The sequence below is a fragment of the Streptomyces sp. NPDC054770 genome, from assembly GCF_053611985.1.
On the sequence record NZ_JBSHBL010000034.1, the window covers coordinates 1 to 16,429 of the forward strand.

At 69.5% G+C, this 16,429-nt stretch carries 19 protein-coding genes; 11 read left to right on the forward strand and 8 right to left on the reverse strand.

Features of this window, described 5'->3' with window-relative positions:
* Window positions 1-500, reverse strand: a 500-nt coding sequence (locus ACWGKQ_RS26935) for a TetR/AcrR family transcriptional regulator (RefSeq protein ID WP_453294531.1), incomplete at its 3' end; no start/stop codon positions are given.
* Between the two features lie 105 nt (window positions 501-605).
* Here ACWGKQ_RS26935 and ACWGKQ_RS26940 point away from each other — a divergent pair.
* Window positions 606-1,505 (forward strand): NmrA/HSCARG family protein, encoded by a 900-nt coding sequence (locus ACWGKQ_RS26940; RefSeq protein WP_453294532.1) that lies wholly within the window; start codon window positions 606-608, stop codon window positions 1,503-1,505.
* 343 nt (window positions 1,506-1,848) lie between these two features.
* Here ACWGKQ_RS26940 and ACWGKQ_RS26945 read toward each other — a convergent pair whose 3' ends face one another.
* Window positions 1,849-2,271, reverse strand: a complete 423-nt coding sequence (locus ACWGKQ_RS26945; protein ID WP_453294533.1) for an ester cyclase — start codon at window positions 2,269-2,271, stop codon at window positions 1,849-1,851.
* Window positions 2,272-2,377: 106 nt separating this feature from the next.
* Here ACWGKQ_RS26945 and ACWGKQ_RS26950 point away from each other — a divergent pair, with 106 nt between their 5' ends.
* The 3 genes from ACWGKQ_RS26950 to ACWGKQ_RS26960 all read left to right on the forward strand — a co-directional run bounded on the left by ACWGKQ_RS26950 (window position 2,378) and on the right by ACWGKQ_RS26960 (window position 4,553).
* The gene (locus ACWGKQ_RS26950) at window positions 2,378-2,992 is read left to right on the forward strand and encodes a TetR/AcrR family transcriptional regulator (protein ID WP_453294534.1); all 615 of its coding nucleotides are present in this window, start codon (window positions 2,378-2,380) and stop codon (window positions 2,990-2,992) included.
* 168 nt (window positions 2,993-3,160) lie between these two features.
* Window positions 3,161-3,664 (forward strand): GNAT family N-acetyltransferase, encoded by a 504-nt coding sequence (locus ACWGKQ_RS26955; RefSeq protein ID WP_453294535.1) that lies wholly within the window; start codon window positions 3,161-3,163, stop codon window positions 3,662-3,664.
* A 259-nt stretch (window positions 3,665-3,923) separates the two neighbouring features.
* Window positions 3,924-4,553: a class I SAM-dependent methyltransferase gene (locus tag ACWGKQ_RS26960; RefSeq protein ID WP_453294536.1), complete on the forward strand. Its 630-nt coding sequence runs from the start codon at window positions 3,924-3,926 to the stop codon at window positions 4,551-4,553.
* A 5-nt stretch (window positions 4,554-4,558) separates the two neighbouring features.
* Here ACWGKQ_RS26960 and ACWGKQ_RS26965 read toward each other — a convergent pair whose 3' ends face one another.
* Together ACWGKQ_RS26965 and ACWGKQ_RS26970 are read right to left on the reverse strand one after the other, a co-directional pair.
* Window positions 4,559-4,969 carry a hypothetical protein gene (locus tag ACWGKQ_RS26965; RefSeq protein ID WP_453294537.1) on the reverse strand — a complete coding sequence of 137 codons (411 nt, stop codon included), beginning with the start codon at window positions 4,967-4,969 and terminating at the stop codon, window positions 4,559-4,561.
* 9 nt (window positions 4,970-4,978) lie between these two features.
* Entirely contained in the window at window positions 4,979-5,284 is a 306-nt protein-coding gene (locus tag ACWGKQ_RS26970; protein ID WP_453294538.1) for a hypothetical protein, read from the reverse strand.
* Between the two features lie 837 nt (window positions 5,285-6,121).
* Here ACWGKQ_RS26970 and ACWGKQ_RS26975 point away from each other — a divergent pair.
* From ACWGKQ_RS26975 to ACWGKQ_RS26990, 4 genes are all read left to right on the forward strand, one after another.
* A complete protein-coding gene (locus tag ACWGKQ_RS26975; protein ID WP_453294539.1) occupies window positions 6,122-7,051 on the forward strand; it encodes an ABC transporter ATP-binding protein in 930 nt (309 codons plus the stop codon).
* Window positions 7,051-7,875 (forward strand): ABC transporter permease, encoded by an 825-nt coding sequence (locus tag ACWGKQ_RS26980; protein WP_453294540.1) that lies wholly within the window; start codon window positions 7,051-7,053, stop codon window positions 7,873-7,875. Before ACWGKQ_RS26975 ends, ACWGKQ_RS26980 begins: the two co-directional genes overlap by 1 nt.
* Window positions 7,876-8,056: 181 nt before the next feature.
* Entirely contained in the window at window positions 8,057-9,310 is a 1,254-nt protein-coding gene (locus ACWGKQ_RS26985; protein WP_453294541.1) for a sensor histidine kinase, read from the forward strand.
* Window positions 9,307-9,972 carry a response regulator gene (locus tag ACWGKQ_RS26990; RefSeq protein ID WP_453294542.1) on the forward strand — a complete coding sequence of 222 codons (666 nt, stop codon included), beginning with the start codon at window positions 9,307-9,309 and terminating at the stop codon, window positions 9,970-9,972. The genes ACWGKQ_RS26985 and ACWGKQ_RS26990 overlap by 4 nt, the downstream gene beginning before the upstream one ends.
* A gap of 70 nt (window positions 9,973-10,042) precedes the next feature.
* Here the strand turns inward: ACWGKQ_RS26990 and ACWGKQ_RS26995 are convergent, their stop codons facing one another.
* Window positions 10,043-11,314: a sialidase family protein gene (locus ACWGKQ_RS26995; protein ID WP_453294543.1), complete on the reverse strand. Its 1,272-nt coding sequence runs from the start codon at window positions 11,312-11,314 to the stop codon at window positions 10,043-10,045.
* 557 nt (window positions 11,315-11,871) lie between these two features.
* Between ACWGKQ_RS26995 and ACWGKQ_RS27000 the strand changes: the two genes are divergently transcribed.
* Complete coding sequence (locus tag ACWGKQ_RS27000) at window positions 11,872-12,096, forward strand: hypothetical protein (protein WP_453294544.1); 225 nt, start codon at window positions 11,872-11,874, stop codon at window positions 12,094-12,096.
* A gap of 16 nt (window positions 12,097-12,112) precedes the next feature.
* Here the strand turns inward: ACWGKQ_RS27000 and ACWGKQ_RS27005 are convergent, their stop codons facing one another.
* A complete protein-coding gene (locus tag ACWGKQ_RS27005) occupies window positions 12,113-12,586 on the reverse strand; it encodes an SbtR family transcriptional regulator (protein ID WP_453294545.1) in 474 nt (157 codons plus the stop codon).
* Between the two features lie 102 nt (window positions 12,587-12,688).
* Here ACWGKQ_RS27005 and ACWGKQ_RS27010 point away from each other — a divergent pair, with 102 nt between their 5' ends.
* Together ACWGKQ_RS27010 and ACWGKQ_RS27015 are read left to right on the forward strand one after the other, a co-directional pair.
* Complete coding sequence (locus tag ACWGKQ_RS27010; RefSeq protein ID WP_453294546.1) at window positions 12,689-12,910, forward strand: hypothetical protein; 222 nt, start codon at window positions 12,689-12,691, stop codon at window positions 12,908-12,910.
* Between the two features lie 234 nt (window positions 12,911-13,144).
* Complete coding sequence (locus ACWGKQ_RS27015) at window positions 13,145-14,209, forward strand: LacI family DNA-binding transcriptional regulator (protein ID WP_453294618.1); 1,065 nt, start codon at window positions 13,145-13,147, stop codon at window positions 14,207-14,209.
* On the opposite strand, the gene ACWGKQ_RS27020 is transcribed toward ACWGKQ_RS27015, so the two are convergent.
* Window positions 14,172-15,563, reverse strand: a complete 1,392-nt coding sequence (locus ACWGKQ_RS27020) for a glycoside hydrolase family 32 protein (RefSeq protein ID WP_453294547.1) — start codon at window positions 15,561-15,563, stop codon at window positions 14,172-14,174. The two genes, ACWGKQ_RS27015 and ACWGKQ_RS27020, sit on opposite strands and share 38 nt — an antisense overlap.
* Entirely contained in the window at window positions 15,560-16,414 is an 855-nt protein-coding gene (locus ACWGKQ_RS27025) for a carbohydrate ABC transporter permease (RefSeq protein ID WP_453294548.1), read from the reverse strand. The genes ACWGKQ_RS27020 and ACWGKQ_RS27025 overlap by 4 nt, the downstream gene beginning before the upstream one ends.
* Between the last annotated feature and the right edge of the window lie 15 nt (window positions 16,415-16,429).

Sequence of the window (16,429 nt, forward strand, 5' to 3'; positions counted from 1 at the left end):
CCCCGTATCGTCGCGCACCCGACGGTGAGCGCGGCGACGTCCTCCGCGGTGACGTCAGTGCGGACCCCGCCGACCTGCTGGGCTGCGCGGAGCAGGTCGTCGAGTGCCTGGCGGAACCGTCGTGCCGACGCGGCCAGGCTCGGGCGCGGCCAGCTCGTTTCCGTGGTCAAGGCGTCGCACGCGTGCTTGCGCCCGTGGGACTTGTCGACGACCTCCAGGAGGAAGCCGAAGAACGCCGCGACAGGGTCAGTGCGGGCTGCCCACCGTCGAGCGGCGTCCACCAGGTCGTCGATCTGCTGGACGAGTACGGCCTCCAGCAGGATCTCCTTGCTCGGGAAGTGCCGGTACACGGTGCCGGCGCCGACCCCCGCCTGCCGTGCGATCGCGCCGAGCGAGATGTCCAGGCCGTGCTCGTCGAACGCCCGGGAAGCGGCGGCGAGAACCTTCGTGCGATTGCGACGGGCATCGGCCCGGCCGACGTCGTGGGGGGCTGCGGTCATGTCACGTAATCCCTTGTCCGTCGGACTCAACCGGGTGGAGCATTCCACATCGACCCCGGGCTCAACCCGACCGTGCCCACCGACAATCCCGGGGCGGAGGATGACATGACCACTGACCGCTTGGTCGTCGTGACCGGTGCGACCGGTCGGCAGGGCGGCGCCACCGCGCGTCGGCTCCTGGCGGCCGGCAGGCCGGTGCGCGCGCTCGTGCGGGACACGACCGCTCCCGCCGCCAAGGCACTTGAAACCGCCGGGGCCGAGCTCGTGCGCGGCGACTTCGACGACCCGTCGAGTCTGCCTGCGGCGCTGGAGGGAGCAGCGGCACTGTTCGCCGTACCGCCCGTGGCATTTGGGCCGGCCGGCTCCGACGTGGAGCGGGAGTTCGCCCGGGGCCGGGCACTGATCGATGCCGCGGCCGCCGTGGGGGTCGAGCACGTCGTGTTCACGGGCGTGGCGTCCACGCCGGGTCGTCCGGGTGGCTCCGAGGGGAAGAAACGTATCGAGGACCACCTGCGTGAGCGGATCCGGTCGGTGACCGTGCTGCGTCCGGTGCGCTTCATGTCGAACTATCTCGGTTCGACGCCCATGGGTCTCGACGGCATCGTCCACGGCGTGCACCGGCACATCTTCCCGTCGGACGAACCCGTCCAGATCATCGCGGTGGAGGACATCGCCGAATTCGCCGCGCTGGCCTTCGACCAGCCGGACCGGTTCGCGGGGCGGAGCCTGGAGCTGGCCGGGGACGCCCCCACCCCGGCCGAGGCGGTCGCTGCGATCGGCGAGGCCACCGGTTGCGCGGTGAGCTACGAACAGATCACCCATGCCGAGGCCGCTGCACTCAACCCCGAGATCGCCCAGGTCCAGGAGCGCTGGGCAGCCGGATCGCGCTGGCATGCCGACATCGAGGTGCTGCGCATCATCCACCCCGGACTGCGTACGCTCGCGGACTGGCTCGCCGAATCCGGCGCCGCCCTGCTGCGGAAGCGACTCCTCGAAACCGCCTAGTACCCCAGCTGTTGGTCGTGATCTTGCTAATCGGGGCCGGTGCGGACATGGGCGTGGCCACCGTTGATCACCGTGCGTTGTGTGGACTGACGAAGAGACGGCGGCTGCAGGTCACACCATAGATCCCGCGCGTTGGCGGGAGGCGTTCCAGGTGGCCATGGGCCGTATCGCGGGCAGGTCGGACAGCAGTGCAAGCACCGATCTCCTCGTCCGGCGCCGGGGTTCGACCTGGGTGAACGACCTGCGATCCGGCCCATGAGGTTGCCGTACGTCTCCTGCCATCGGGCGAGGTACGCGTTGGGCGCGGCCGTCGTCATCTGGCCGCCAGACGTGGGAGGTTCTTTCACCGTCCCAACTGGTCGCGTATCGCGTCGGTGTCGCGCAGGGCCCAGTGTTCGACGATCCGGCCGTTGCGGACGCGGACCATGTCCATGCTGAGGACCTCGTAGCGTCGGCCGGTCTCCGTGTGGGTGCCCCGGCTGGTGTACCGGTTGACGGAGGTGTCGCCGCAGACGACGTTCTGCTCGATCGTCACCGAGACGTCGTGGAACGCGCTGCCCGCGCCCATCCGCTCCCACTTCTGTCGCCAGGCGTCGCGCCCCCGGTGATCACCTTGGGTGCCTCCCCGGTGGTCGACGACCTCGGGGTCGATCAGTTCCAGGGCCTCATCGAGCCGGCCTTCCAGGATCTGCCCGTAGCTCTCGACGACGCGCTGGTGGATCTCTCCCGGTCCCGGGTGCGTGCTGTCTTCGGCGCCCTGCGGCATGGGGTATCTCCTCTGGTGGGGACACATGAGACGGTAAATGGGGAACTCCCCGTTTACTGCACTCGGCTACCGTAACCGGGGAAGTCCCCGATTAACAAGGAGGGTCATGGCATCGCAGAGCGCCAGACCTGCGCCGGATTCGGAACCCCAGCGTCGTCGTCGCGCGGACGCCCAGCGCAACTACGACCTGCTCGTGGCCGCGGCCAGGGACGTCTTCCACGACCACGGCGTCGACGCCCCGCTCGACGACATCGCCCGCCGGGCCGGCGTCGGCAACGCCACGATGTATCGGCACTTCCCGACGCGTCGTGAACTGATCATCGCCGTCTACTCCGAGGAAGTGGCCGAACTCTGCGCCCGCAGCCAGTCCCTACTGGCCGAGGAACCTCCCGGCGACGCCCTCTTCGACTGGCTTCAGGATTTCATCGCCCACGTGGCAGCCAAGCGGGAACTGGCACTGTCGATCACTGATGACCGCACCGGTCAGCGATCGGAGCTGTTCGACCACTGGCACCACTCCATGCACACAGCCGCGTCCGCACTGCTCACCCGAGCGCAAAGCGCCGGGACCGTCCGCGCCGACCTCAACGCATCGGAACTACTCGCCCTGGCCAACGGCATCGCCCTGACCGCCACGGATCCCACGCAAGCAGAGCGACTCGTCCTGCTGATCAGACAGGGCACGGACACTCCCTCGACACCGACCGACAGCCTCTGCTGAAAACGGCAAGCGTGACGCCGACTTCCGCCGCGTCCTCGAAATACACGCCCTGGACCGCTGCTGCGAGCCGCTCAGGCATGTAGATCGTGATGTGCCCTGGTCTGGGGGCTGTCTGCCGCTGGCGGAAACTCAGGTGGCCTCAACGCGTCATCCGGGTAGAGTCGGGCGGTGCCTGAGCTGAAGCAGCTGCATGCTGGCCATGCCCCGGCGGTCCTGGCCTTCGAGCTGGCGAACCGCGCCTACTTCGCTGCCTCGGTCTCCGACCGCGGTGACGAGTTCTTCGACCAGTTCGCCGACCAGTACGGCGCCTTGTTGGCTGAGCAAGAGGCCGGCATTGGCGCCTTCTACGTGCTCGTCGCCAAGGACGGCTCGGTTCTGGGCCGGTTCAACCTGTACCGCTTCGGGGACGGCACTGCTGAGCTCGGTTACCGGGTCGCACAGCACGTCGCCGGCCGCGGTGTGGCGACGGCGGCCGTCCGGGAGCTGTGCCGGCTGGCGGTGGTGCGGCACGGGCTGCGCACACTGCGGGCGGCCACCTCCCATAACAATGCCGCGTCCCAGAGGGTGCTGACCAAGGCAGGGTTCGTCCCGGTTGGCCCGGCAGACCCGGCCGACCTCGGCGGTAAGCCAGGCACCTGGTATCAGCACGACCTGGTGCTCCAGCCGTACTGATGACTCTTTGAAATAGGGGCTGGGTGGAATTTCGTGGCGGTCACGATCGCAGACGTCATCTTCAGGCTACGCTCTTGACGTGTGCGTCTCTTGCACCGGTTACCACTTCCTTCACAGCACTTCAGACCGCCACGCACGTTTCCGATCGGATCCAATAGGTTGAGGACCTGAAAGGTTGAGGCTCGTGGGTAAGCAAGGTCAACGTCACTCACACGTAGTTGGGCGCGGTCCTGGCGTAATCACGCCGGATGGTTGTGCAGTGGACTTGTGGGCCACCCTGCCACCCGGCGATATTCCTGCGATCATCGAGCCGGTACTTCCGCCGAATGCCCGCATTCTGGATCTTGGAGCGGGTGCCGGTCGCTTGACGCATCCGCTTGCCGCTGCCGGACATCATGTGACGGCAGTCGACGAGTCGGCAGAAATGCTGTCCCGCATTCATCGGGCCGAGACGATATGCTCAACAATTGAGAGCCTGCGCCTCGATCGCGAATTCGATGTCGTGCTCCTTGCATCGCACTTGGTCAACGTGCCCGATACTGCGGAGCGCAATGGCATCCTTGCCACCTGCCGTCACCACGTTGCAGAGGACGGCGTGGTGCTCATACAACGTTTCACGCGTAGATGGGCACAAGAGGCCGGTGGACCTAGATATTTGGGTGCGGGCATCGAGAGCGAGACAACAGTGGAACCGAAGAACTCTGAGGGGTGCGACTTGGTTTCAGTAGTCGCCAGATATTCCATCGGAGATCAACACTGGGAGCAGGAATACGTAACGTGCCTGCTCGACGATAGCGATTTGAGCGCGGACTTGAACCGGGCACGGCTGCAGCTCGATCGCTGGCTCAGTGAAGATGGGAGATGGGTAGTCGCGAAGCCTGAGCGCTGATTACCTCATCTTTCTGTCAGTCTCGGCTGATCTACCTGGTGTAGACGTCTCTGGGCGCGTCGGCGGGCTTTGACCTGCGTAGTTGCTGGCCGGGGGTCGGTTGCTCGATCGTCGTGGCCGGAGGAGATCAGGCGACGGGAGGCCGTGACCCAAGAGGAGATCAAGGAGTTGAAGCCGTTTTCGAAATGGCCCAAGTGGCCTTGGTGCATGCCGGAGTTGAAACTGCCGGTTGCAATGGTCGTCCCGCCGGAGGCGATGTCGGCCCAGTTGAGTCCGGCCTTGCCAGGCCCTGGTTCGTTCGGGGGCGGCGTAGAGGTGCACGCCGCGACGTAGGGTTTCCGGTCGGCGGCCTGGCCGGTGGTGAGGTTGTAGTCGTTGACGTAGCCCTCGATGGCGTTGTCCTTGGGGTCGAACACGGAGAACCACTACGTGTCGCCGTGTCCCCCTTGGTCCGGCTCACCCTCCGTCCAGCAAGCCAGGGCGAGCTCGTCGCCATTCTCGTAGGCCGTATTCGGAACCTGCCCGCTGTCGTAGCCGGCGTCCTGCTGCAGCGGCAGCGTCGCCCCGGCCGCCACAGCCGTGACCTTCGCGCAGTAGGCGCGATACTCACCGCCTTGCCGGTAGCACTGGTACGGGTCCGCTTGCGCGGCAGCCGGCAACGCCAACACGCCTGTGGCGGCCAGCAGCACGACAGCAAGCAGCCTGGATAAGATCGATTTGGTGTAGTTCATGAAAGTCCCCGTTGGATGGACTGGTACAAGCGCTTCAACCCGATCCGAATCTCAAGCCAGTCCGTGCTGGCAGGCCTCGTGACGGCGTCCGAGGTATCTCATTTCGTTCCCCGTGAGGTGTGTGGTTGCCGCGAAAGCTACGGGGGACTGCGGGGCGCGGACCGCCATCGCGTGCACCGGCTGTCGCCATTTCGCGCACCGGCGCCAGAAGTTGGCGTAAGCGCGCGGGTACCACCGGTGGAGGGTAGGTCTACGGTCCTGAGGGACATCAGCCCGACGGGGGGTGTGACACGGTCATCGACACCGGATACAAAGACGCCGATCACGAGCGAGTCGAGGGCCTGCAGGCGACCGCGTCGTCGATTCTCGTCCCCCTCACGGGTGACGGCACCCGTGGACACGCCGTTCCGGGCTGTCGTGGAGGCGGCACGCGCCGGGCCTGTGGCCCTCGCACGCATCCGCAGCACACCACATGTCGTGGCACGGGAAGCACGCGCGATCACGTCCACGGATCCGGATGTGTGTCGGTCGTACGGCTGCTGACGCCCCGCCGGTGTGGCAGCGCGGGTTGAAGAAGCCGGTCCTCGCTCGCGCGTGCAACCCGACCCTCTGCGCCCAGGGGCGGTCGCGGCATACCGTGCGCTGCACGGCTGAGTCCTGGACGACGTTCCGGGCGTCCGGCCAGATCGTCGATGACGACCTGGCCGGTGTACCGCGGTACCAGTGACCAGCGGGCATTGTGACCTCCGGGTCCACGGGTCGCGCCGTAGCCACTCCTAGCCTCGAAAGCAGTGACCCGGCCGGATGCCGGGCCGGACAGAAGCGGGAAGCGACGCCGTGATCGAAGTTCGTGAACTGACCAAGCGCTACGGGGACAAGACGGCGGTGGACAGCCTGAGTTTCACCGCGCCGCCGGGGCAGGTGACCGGGTTCCTGGGGCCGAACGGGGCGGGCAAGTCCACCACCATGCGCATGATCGTGGGCCTGGACGCGCCGACCAGCGGTACCGCTCTGGTCAACGGCAAGCCCTACACCCAGCATCGCGCCCCTTTGCAGGAGTTGGGGGTACTGCTGGAGGCGAAGGCCGTACATCCGGGCCGCTCCGCGTTCAATCACCTCATGGCGCTGGCGTACACGCATGGCGTGCCGCGTCGACGGGTGGAGGAGGTCATCGACCTCGCCGGACTGCACGAGGTGGCGCACAAGCGGGTCGGGGCGTTCTCGCTGGGGATGGGCCAGCGGCTGGGCATCGCCGCCGCGCTTCTCGGCGATCCCGCAGTCGTCATGCTCGACGAGCCGGTCAACGGGCTCGACCCCGAAGGCGTGCGGTGGGTACGGGAGTTGCTGCGCGGTCTGGCCGCCGAGGGCCGCACGGTGATGCTGTCCTCGCATCTGATGAGCGAGATGGCACAGACCGCCGACCGCCTGGTGGTCGTCGGGCGGGGGCGTCTACTGGCCGAGACGACCGTCGACGCTCTGGTCGAGCGGACCGAGGGCAGCGGGACCAAGGGGGTGCGGGTGGCCACCGGCGAGCCTGCGCGGCTGCGCTCGCTGCTGGCCGCACCCGGCGTCACCGTCACCTCGACGGACGCCGAGCGGCTGGTCGTCTCCGGCCTCGACACGCGGCGGATCGGGCAGGTCGCCGCTGAGCATCAGGTGCCGCTGTACGAACTGGTCACCGAGTCGGTGTCCCTGGAGGAGGCGTTCATGCATCTGACCCAGGACGCCGTCGAGTACCACAGCAGCGACGCAGGGAGGGCCGCCTGATGAGCGCGAACACCATCACCTCGACCACCCCGGTGCGCCCGAAGTACCGTGTGACGGGCCGGCGGGTGATCCGTTCCGAATGGTCCAAGTTCTGGTCGCTGCGCTCCAGTTGGATCACTCTGGGAGTGGCCGTGCTGTTCCTGGTGGCCGTCGGGGCTGTCGCCGCCGCCCTCTACAGTCCGAGCGGCCCGCTGGGCGGGAAGGACGCGGCCTCCGGCGCGGCGCTGACCCTGGCCCTGGCCGGCACCAATCTCGCGGCCCTGGCCGTCGGTGCGCTCGGTGTCCTGCTGTCGGCGGGTGAATACAGCACGGGGATGGTCCGCTCGACGTTCGCCGCGGTGCCGGGCCGGCTGCCTGTGCTGTGGGCGAAGTGCGCGGTGTACGGCCCGATCGCCTTCGTCACATCCACCGTGGGCGCCCTGGCCTCGTTCCTGTTCGGGAGCGCCGCCCTGCACGGCGAGAAGATCGCCCTGTCCCTCGGGGATGCCGGGGTCTTCCGGTGCCTGGTGGGCGCGGGCCTGTATCTGGGTCTGGTCGGTGTGTACGGCGTGACGGTCGGCCTGCTCGTGCGCAACAACGCCGGGGGCATCGCGATCCTGGCCGGTGTGGTGCTCGTCCTGCCCGGCCTGACCGGGCTGCTGCCCAGTTCGCTGGGAGACACCGTCAGCCGGTACCTGCCCAGCAACGCCGGCCAGTCGGCGATGACGCTGCACGAGTCCGGCGACTCTCTGGTCAGCCCCGGAGCGGGGGTGACGGCGCTGCTGGTGTGGGCCGTACTGCTGCTGGCAGGTGCCGCCTACCGACTGCGCCGCAGTGACGTCTGAGAGGCCGTCCGCGAGGATGGAGCCGATGGATCACACAAGGTCGGGCCACTCGGGCCGGGCGGGGACGGCCTCCCGCTCGCCCGGGGCGGCTCAGGCAGGAGCGGCGTCGCCCTCGACCGGGACGCCCCCCGGGCCGACAGCTGTCGGCCCGGGGGCCGAGGCCGTCTGGGCGCACCCCGTCATGCGCACGCTGCTGCGGATGCTGAGCCGTCTGCGGGCGGCGGACCGACGGCGTCCCTGGCTCCTCGACACCGCCGTGGTGGTCCTCGTCGCTGCCGCCGCGCCGCCGGATCTGCTGGTGCACAGCCCGGAGCATCCGGTGTCGCGCCCGGTGGGGGCCGGCCTGCCCGTCGCAGTGGTGCTGGGCATCGCGGCCGTACTGGTCGTGCCGCTGTGGTGGCGACGCCGCGATCCCGCCGCGGTCTTCGGCGTCTGCCTCGTGGTATGCCCGGTCATGTGGTCGCTGGGCCTGGGGCCCGCGGCCGCCGCCGTGCTGCTGATCGCCCTGTTCGACCTGGCCCTGCACGCTTCGCCCCGGGCGATCTGCTGGGCGCTGCCGGTGACCGTGGCGGGGTGGGTGCTGATCGTGGTCACCGTGATTCCGGCAGCCGATCCGGTGGCCTTTCTGATCCTGTCCGTCGGCACCGGCATCGGGGCCGTCGCACTGGGTCTGACCTTCCGGATCAGCCGGCTGTACCTGTCCGCGCTACGGGACCGAGCGGCACGGCTGGAGATCGAGCGCGACCAGCGCGTCCGGCTGACGGCGGCGGCGGAGCGCCGGCGGATCGCGCGCGAGATGCACGACATCGTCGGCCACAACCTGTCGGTCATGGTCAACCTCGCCGACGGCGCCGCCGTGCTCACCACCCGCGATCCCGCACGGACCGAGCAGGCACTCCATCTGATCGGCGACACCGGCCGGCAGGCGATGGACGAACTGCGTCGCGTGCTGGGGGTGTTGCGCGAGTCCCCGGAATCGGAGGACGACGGCACGCCCCGGTCCCCGCAGCCGGGCGTCCGGGACCTGGAAACCCTGCTCGACCGGGTGCGCGCGGCCGGCCTGCCGGTTGCCTGCCGCACCCTCGGCCCGGTCGACGAGCTGGGCCGCGGTGTGCAGCTCACGGTGTTCCGGGTGGTGCAGGAAGCCCTGACCAACACCCTCAAACACGTCGGACCCGGTGCCACGGCCGACGTCACGGTCGCGGTCGAGGACAGCCGGCTGCGCGTCCGGGTCACCGACACCGGTTCGCTGTCGCGGAAACGGGCCACAGCTCCCCGCGGGGACACCGGACACGGCCTGGTCGGCATCCGCCAACGGGCCGCGCTCTACGACGGCACCGCAACCATCGGACCGCGCGACGACGGCCAGGGCTGGATCGTGGAAGTCCTGCTGGATCCGTCCGCCTCGGCCACATCAGGAGAGTCCGCGCCATGACCACCGTGCTGATCGCCGACGACCAGCCGCTGCCCCGCATGGGCTTTCGGATGCTGCTCGACGGCACCCCCGGCATGAGCGTCGTGGGTGAGGCCGACAACGGCGCGCAGGCCGTCCGGATGGCGGCCGACCTGCGCCCCGACGTGGTCCTGATGGATGTCCGGATGCCCGGAATCGACGGCATCGAGGCGACCCGCCGGATCGTGGCGGCCGGCGCTCGCACCCGCGTGATCATCCTGACCACCTTCGATCTCGACGAGTACGCCTACGCCGGCCTGCGTGCCGGGGCCAGTGGCTTCCTGCTCAAAGACGTCCGGCCGGCGGAACTCCTCGCCGGGATCCAGGCGGTCGCGACCGGCGACGCCGTCGTGTCACCCCGGTTGACCCGCCGCCTGCTCGACGCCCACGCCCACCACTTCCTGGCACCCGGCGCCCAGCGTCACACGGACGCACGGCTGACCGCGCTCAGTGAACGCGAGCACGAGGTGCTCGTGGCGATCGGCATGGGGTGGACCAACGCGGAGATCGCCGACCGTCTCGTGCTGACCGAGTCCACCGTGAAGAAGCACGTCGGGCGGGTCATGGCCAAGGTGGGCGCCCGCGACCGGATCCAGGCGGTCATCGTCGCCTACGACGCGGGACTGGTCACTCCCCGCCCTTGACCTGTGCCGGCTGCATGGCAATGGTTCGCCGAGGCGCCTCGGCGAACCATTGCCATGCGGAGGACTGCCGTCAGTTCGTCGCCTTCGAGGCCGGGCGCCTGTACAGCTTCAGCGGCACCCGGCTGATGATCGAGTCGAGGGACGAGTTGTTCCGCCCGTCGGCCCAGGTGACGTAGGCGTACTTGTCGGTCAGGGTGATGCCCGACCAACGGTCACCGGGAGGGCCCGTCTCCCCGACCGGTTCGGTCACGTGGTTGACCCGCACCGGGGCGCTGAACGAGCGTCCATCGTCGAAGGAGACGACCGAGAACGCGTCACCCGTGGAGGTCCGCCACATGACCCCCAGATCACCGTTCGCGCCGAAGTCGATCGCCGGCCGCTGGGCGTTCGGGGTGGCGATCGTCGTCGGGCCGGTCCAGGTCCTGCCGGCGTCCGGGGTGATGTAGACGTCCAGGGTGTTGGAGTCCCGGGGCACCATCACGGCGAACCGGCCACGACGGGAGGTGTCGGCGGCCACCCACGGAACGGGGTCGGCGGCCGCGCCCAGGCCCGGAGTCGGCACCAGAGAACCGGTGCCCGCCGCGACAGGGGCCCCCTGGCCGTCCTTGACGGTGGTGTTCGTCCATGTCCGGCCGTCGTCACGGCTGACGTGGAAGTTCACCGGCTGCCCCGCCTCCTGGGAGGCGGACACGAGGATCCCGCCGTACACGGCGATCTCACGCCCGGGATAGCCGCACACGAGCGGGATGCCCGGCGCCACCTCGATGCAGGGCATCGGGCCCGGGATCACCCGCGAGTCACTGCTGAAGGTCTTCCCGCCGTCGGCGCTGACGGAGACCGCGCTCGGGTACTCCCATGCTGCCCCGGCGACCGCGTAGACCTTGCCGGTCGCGGCGTCCACCCGCATCTTCGGGGCACCGCCCAGGAGAAGCGGTGTGGACACCGGGTCGGTCCAGGTCCTGCCGCCGTCGGTCGACTTCGCGACCTGGTTGTGGTTCACCAGGTTCGCGTCCAGACCCGAGCTGACCTGGTTGTTGTCCACGTACACGGTGCCCTTCGCGTCGAACTGCACGCTCGGCTCACCGCACTTGGGCGCCGCGGTACCGAGCGGCCAGGCGACCTGGGTCCAGGTGTCGCCCCTGTCGTTCGAGTAGGCGAGGAAGCACCCGCCGTCGACCGGTTCCAGGCCCGGCGACGGCGGGAAGACGGTCGAGACGAAGACCAGGTTCTTCGGGTTTCCCGGGTTGACGGCGACCGTCGGCTGGCCTTCCTTGGTGGCCGGCATGCCGGTGACGTCGACTTCGTGAATGGCCGCGTTGCCCGCGTCAATCGGCGAGGCCACGGCGGCAGGTGTTCCAGACAGCAGGAACAGTGCGGAGAATGCCGCCGCGCTTAACTTTGTGGAGGAACTTCTGAACGGCACCATGTGATCCTCGATTTCCACGTCCGGTAGAACAGAATTCTTTCGTTCTCTGCGGCACGGGACCGAAATCGGTCGGACGGATATCGACTCCGTGGCCACAGGCTCGGCCAACTCTCACCAACATCGCTGATGAACGCCTGTTTCCTGCCTGGCCCGCTGACGTCGGGTTCCCGCCCGCGGTCGCAGGGTCAATGACTCGCTCCATCACTAAAGGCAAAATCGACTGCGGCAGACGGTGAACTGGCTTCTTCGCGTCGTTGTGATCCGGCCCGCTTAGGCTAGAGAGTCCCGCTGTCGTATCCGTGGGACTACGGGAGGCAATTGGCCCGACGGAGTGGTACCGCAGTACCATTCCAACTGGCGAATCTCTCATTTACGGGTGATTTCCCCGAAGCCGGCGGTAGAGTTCAAAGCCGCGACAGGTGGCGGAAGTGAGCGGATGGCGAGCAGGGCCGATGGTTCGCGACGGTGGACGGATGTGCACGCTGCGGTTCGAACTGCTGGACCACCCCGCGTGGGCCGGGGAAGAGACAGCCCGTCGGTCGGCCGACCTCGGTGTGGACCGCGCCGCCCGGCACGAAGCGGACCTCGTCGCCGTCGAGGGCGAGTCGGCCGTAGTGCGGTGCGGGGAAGTGGGCGGGAAAGAGGAACGCGTCCTCGCCGAGCGCCCGTCTCGTACGGCAACGCCCTCCGTCAGTTGACGGAGGGGCCGGGAGGTCAGCTGTTCGGGTCGGGCTTCCGTGCGACGGTGTCGCCCGCCGGCAGGGCGCGGAGCATGGCCCTGTAGAGGCCGTCGTGCGCGGGCGAGGCGGGAAGGGGGGCCCGGGCCGGGGCCTCGAAGGACTGGATCATCAGGGCGACGACACGTCGCCAGGCGTCGGGAGCGGCGTCGCCGCAGGCGTTGACGACGCCGAGGTTGGCCATGTGCAGCAGTACCAGGTCCGAGGGGTCGAAGTCCTCGCGCAGCCGGCCCGCGGCCTTGGCGCGGCCGATGAGCCGCACCATGCCCTCATACGCCTCGTTCCGGCGCTTCTCCATGGCCTTGGCGGTGGGGAAGGTCATGGTCAGTACGTCGGCGAAGCCGTTGTCGGCGGCCTGCATCGCGCAGGCGGCCTCGATGTAGCCGGTGAAACCGTGCCAGGGATCGGGGTCTTCCTGGCACGACAGTTGAGCCCGCTGCCCTGGAGTCACGTCCCCGTTCCGGACTGTTCCCGCGAACGCGGGAGGACTGGGAAGAGATCCGCGAAGTCAAGATCTTCACCGTCGGCAGACTGCCTTCTGCATGCCCGCCAGGTGGTGCGCATCCGCCGCAAGTGCCGCCGCATCGGCGAGAAGGAGCGGCAGGCCGAGACCGCCTACGCTGTCACCGGTCTGCGCGCCGAGCAGGCCACCGCGAAGAGGATCGCGGCCCGGGCACGCGCGCACTGGGCCATCGAGAACACCGTCCAGTGGACCGATGACGCCACCTTCAGCGAGGGCGCCAGGCAGGTCCGCCACCACACCCGGTCGTCGTGAGCGGCCCCGCGGTCCGGTCCGCGCTACCCTCCACCGGGCCGGTGGGCCGGCATCGCCGGCGGATGACGTGCTTACGCCCGGTCCGAAGCGGTCCCCGCCCTCCGGGGAATCCGGTGATCACATCGGACGTCCACGCCCGCGGCGCCCTGAGGCTCTCCCGTGTGCCGCGGCGCTCCCCGCGGATAGGGTGGACGGTGATCGACAGGGACGGGCTGGGTGAGGGCGGCGGACGGCATGGGCGGTGCCGAGGAGAGCAGGAGCACGGGCACCGGGCGCCCGACGTCACGGGACGTCGCCCGGCTTGCCGGCGTGTCGCACACCGCGGTGTCCTTCGTGTTCAACGGCCGAGCCGAGGGCAACCTCTCGCCCGCCACCCAGGAACGCATCCGGCAGGCCGCGACCCGGCTGGGCTACCGCCCCGACCCGGTGGCCCGCGGTCTGCGCAGTCGCCGTACGGCCGTGATCGGGCTGGTCACCGATGAGATCGCGTCCTCGCCGTTCGCCGGCCGGCTGCTGCGCGGCGCCATGGAGACCGCCTGGGACAGCGACCATCTCGTCCTCACCGTCGACTCCGGCGGTGACCCGGCCAAGGAGGACGCGGCCGTCGCGGAACTGCTCGACCGGCGCGTGGACGGCATCATCTACGCGGCCATGTCACTGCGCCGGGTCCGCGTCCCCGAGGGCCTGCACCGCACCCACTCCGTGCTGGCCAACTGCCTGCCCGAGGACGACTCCCTGCCCGCCGTGGTCCCTGCCGAGCGCGCCGGTGGCCGTACCGCGGCCCGGCTGCTGCTCGGTGCGGGCCACCGCCGGCTCGCCGTGATCGGCGGTCTGGACGACATCGCCTCGGTGGAACGTACCCGCGGCTTCCGGGACGCGCTGCGCGCCGAGGGCGTCACCGTGCCCGAGGAGTGGATCGTGCGCGGCGGCGGGGAGATCTCCGCGGGATATGCGGGGGCGCTGCGCCTGCTCGACGGGGTCGAGCCGGGCCGTCGCCCCACTGGCGTCCTGTGCTACAACGACCGGGTCGCGGCGGGTGTCCTGCACGCCGCGACCCGGCTCGGGATCGACGTGCCCGCCGATCTGTCCGTGGTCGGTTACGACGACCAGGAGCACATGGCCGCGTTCCTCACACCGCCGCTCACCTCGGTCGCGCTGCCGCACCGGGCGATGGGCGAGGCGGCGGCCCGGCTGCTCCTGGACGCCATCGAAGCCGGCCGTACGCCGCCCGCGACCGTCCGGCGCCTGGCCTGCCCTGTGGTCAGCCGCGACTCCGTGGGGCCGGCGCCCACCCGGTGACCCGGGCACCCGGCCCGTCGACGACCAGCTCGGCGATGTCGCCGGGGCGCCGGTAGACGCGCTCGGTGACCATGGCCCGGTCCGCGACGAAGAGTTCGAGGAGCGAGCCGTCGACGAGCAGCCGGAGCGCGAGTTCCGGCCCCTTCGGCACGTGCACGGTGATCGGGGCGGAGCCTTCCCGGCCGGCCCGGGGCCAGGCGCTGCGGTCGAGGACGACGGTCCCCGAGCCAGGGTCCGCCCGGACGGTCAGCTCCCGGCCCGCCGCGTCCCGGAGCAGGCTCACCGTGGTCGGGTCACATGCGGTGACCGTCAGGTCGTACGTGTGGGGAAGCGGGACCCGGCCCGGCGCGGTGACGAACGGCTCGGCCGGGCGCAGCAGTTGGAGCTCCGGGGCCGGGCTCACCTGCAGTGAACCGTCGGGGTGGATGTCGACGACCCGTGGCGCGGTGAGTACGCCTGCCCATCCGGCCCGGTGTATCTCCTCCTGCGGGCGGGCCTCCCACGACCAGCCCCACAGCAGTGCGCGGTCGGGCTCCTGGAGCACGGCGGGGGCGTAGAAGTCCCGTCCCTGGTCGAGTCGGCCGCCGGTGCGCGGCAGAAACCTCAACGCGCCTGAGTCGTCAGCTTCCAGACGGCCCGTCAGGTACCCGGTGGAGCAGGGATCTCCGTCCCACAGGCACACCGCAAGCACGTGGTCGCCGCCTGCTGTCCGGTACAGGTGCGGGCACTCCCAGCCCACCGACTTGTCGCCGAACACGCCCGCCGCCACCGGGTCCTTGCCGTCCAGCAGCACACCGGCGAACCGCCAGTCGGTCAGGTCGTCGCAGTCGTAGAGCAGGACCGACGGCGTGCCGTCGGCGTGCCCGGCGCCGACGAGGGCCCAGCGCCGGTCCGCGCGGCGGAAGACGAACGGGTCGCGGAACATCACCACGTCCAGTCCCGGCGGCGGCCCGGCCACCACCGGCGTCGGCAGCGGCTTCCACCCGGTCAGCAGCTCGTCGTCCGGATCCGCCGCCCGCGCCAGGCAGATGGTGCCGAGTCCGGTGTGGGTTCGGTCGACTCCCGTGTACACGGCGGTCGGTGTGCCGGCGTCGTCGGTCACGCAGCCCGACCAGCAGCCGGCCTCGTCGGGGCCGCCCGGCGTCGGGGTGAGCGCGATCGGGTGGTGCTCCCAGTGCGCGAGGTCGGCGCTGGAGGCATGACCCCAGTGGACGTTCGCGTGCACCGGTGCGTCGGGGTTGTGCTGGTAGAAGAGGTGGTAGCGGTCCCGCCAACGGAACGGCCCATTGGGGTCGTTGATCCAGCCGGCGGGCGGGCGGACCCTGAAACGCGGCGCGTTGGGGTCATGGCTCAACGGTTGACTCCTGCTGAGGTGATGCCCTCACGCAGAGGGCGCTGGCCGACGACGAACACGGCGACGGCGGGGAGCATCGAGAGGACGACACCGGCGAGGACGACGGAGATCGAGCCGGTGCCGAGGTTGCCCTGGAGGGAGACCAGACCCAGCGGAAGCGTGTAGTTCTGGCTGGAGGTCTCCAGGATCAGCGGGCGGAAGAACTCGTTCCAGTGGTAGTTGAAGGCCAGCACGCCGACGATCGCCAGGCCGGGCGCGGCCAGCGGCGCGTACACCGAGCGGAAGATCCGCCAGGGCCCCGCGCCGTCCAGCATGGCGGCCTCGCCCAGGTCCTTCGGCATACCGAGGAAGTACTGGCGCATCAGGAAGGTGCCGAAGGCCGTCGGGAAGGCCGGGATGATCAGGCCGAGGAGCGTGTCGGTGAGGCCCATCGACTTCAGCACCAGGAACACCGGCACGATGGTGACCTGCAACGGCACCATCATGGTCGCCAGGACCAGGCCGAAGAGCGGCTTCTTGAAACGGAACTCCAGGCGCGCGAAGGCGTATCCGGCCAGGCCCGCCGTGATCATCTGGCCTACGGCGATCAGTGCCGTCACGAGAGTGGAGTTCAGGGCGAGCAGCCATACGTCGATCTGCTGGAAGACCCCGCGATAGGCCGCGGCCGTCGGGTGCGTCGGGATGACCTGCGGGGGCAGGTCGAAGGACTGGGCCGGAGTGCGCAGCGATGTGGCGACGGTCCAGATGACCGGGCCCAGCGTCAGCAGGGCGCACACGGTCAGTGCGGCGATCCGGGCCCAGGGGGTGAGTGAGTGACGTACGCGGCTCAGGGTCGGGGTTGCTTGGCTCATAGCGCTCATGCGGCT

Bases quoted from the DNA above. Each gene is read 5' to 3' on its own strand.
- ACWGKQ_RS26985 (WP_453294541.1), top strand. From the start codon at position 8,057: ATGCGCACGCTGCTGCGGATGCTGAGCCGTCTGCGGGCGGCGGACCGA.
- ACWGKQ_RS26950 (WP_453294534.1), top strand. From the start codon at position 2,378: ATGGCATCGCAGAGCGCCAGACCTGCGCCGGATTCGGAACCCCAGCGT.
- ACWGKQ_RS27025 (WP_453294548.1), bottom strand. From the start codon at position 16,414: ATGAGCCAAGCAACCCCGACCCTGAGCCGCGTACGTCACTCACTCACC.
- ACWGKQ_RS26940 (WP_453294532.1), top strand. From the start codon at position 606: ATGACCACTGACCGCTTGGTCGTCGTGACCGGTGCGACCGGTCGGCAG.
- ACWGKQ_RS26945 (WP_453294533.1), bottom strand. From the start codon at position 2,271: ATGCCGCAGGGCGCCGAAGACAGCACGCACCCGGGACCGGGAGAGATC.
- ACWGKQ_RS27000 (WP_453294544.1), top strand. From the start codon at position 11,872: ATGTGCACGCTGCGGTTCGAACTGCTGGACCACCCCGCGTGGGCCGGG.
- ACWGKQ_RS26970 (WP_453294538.1), bottom strand. From the start codon at position 5,284: ATGAACTACACCAAATCGATCTTATCCAGGCTGCTTGCTGTCGTGCTG.
- ACWGKQ_RS26980 (WP_453294540.1), top strand. From the start codon at position 7,051: ATGAGCGCGAACACCATCACCTCGACCACCCCGGTGCGCCCGAAGTAC.
- ACWGKQ_RS26990 (WP_453294542.1), top strand. From the start codon at position 9,307: ATGACCACCGTGCTGATCGCCGACGACCAGCCGCTGCCCCGCATGGGC.
- ACWGKQ_RS27015 (WP_453294618.1), top strand. From the start codon at position 13,145: ATGGGCGGTGCCGAGGAGAGCAGGAGCACGGGCACCGGGCGCCCGACG.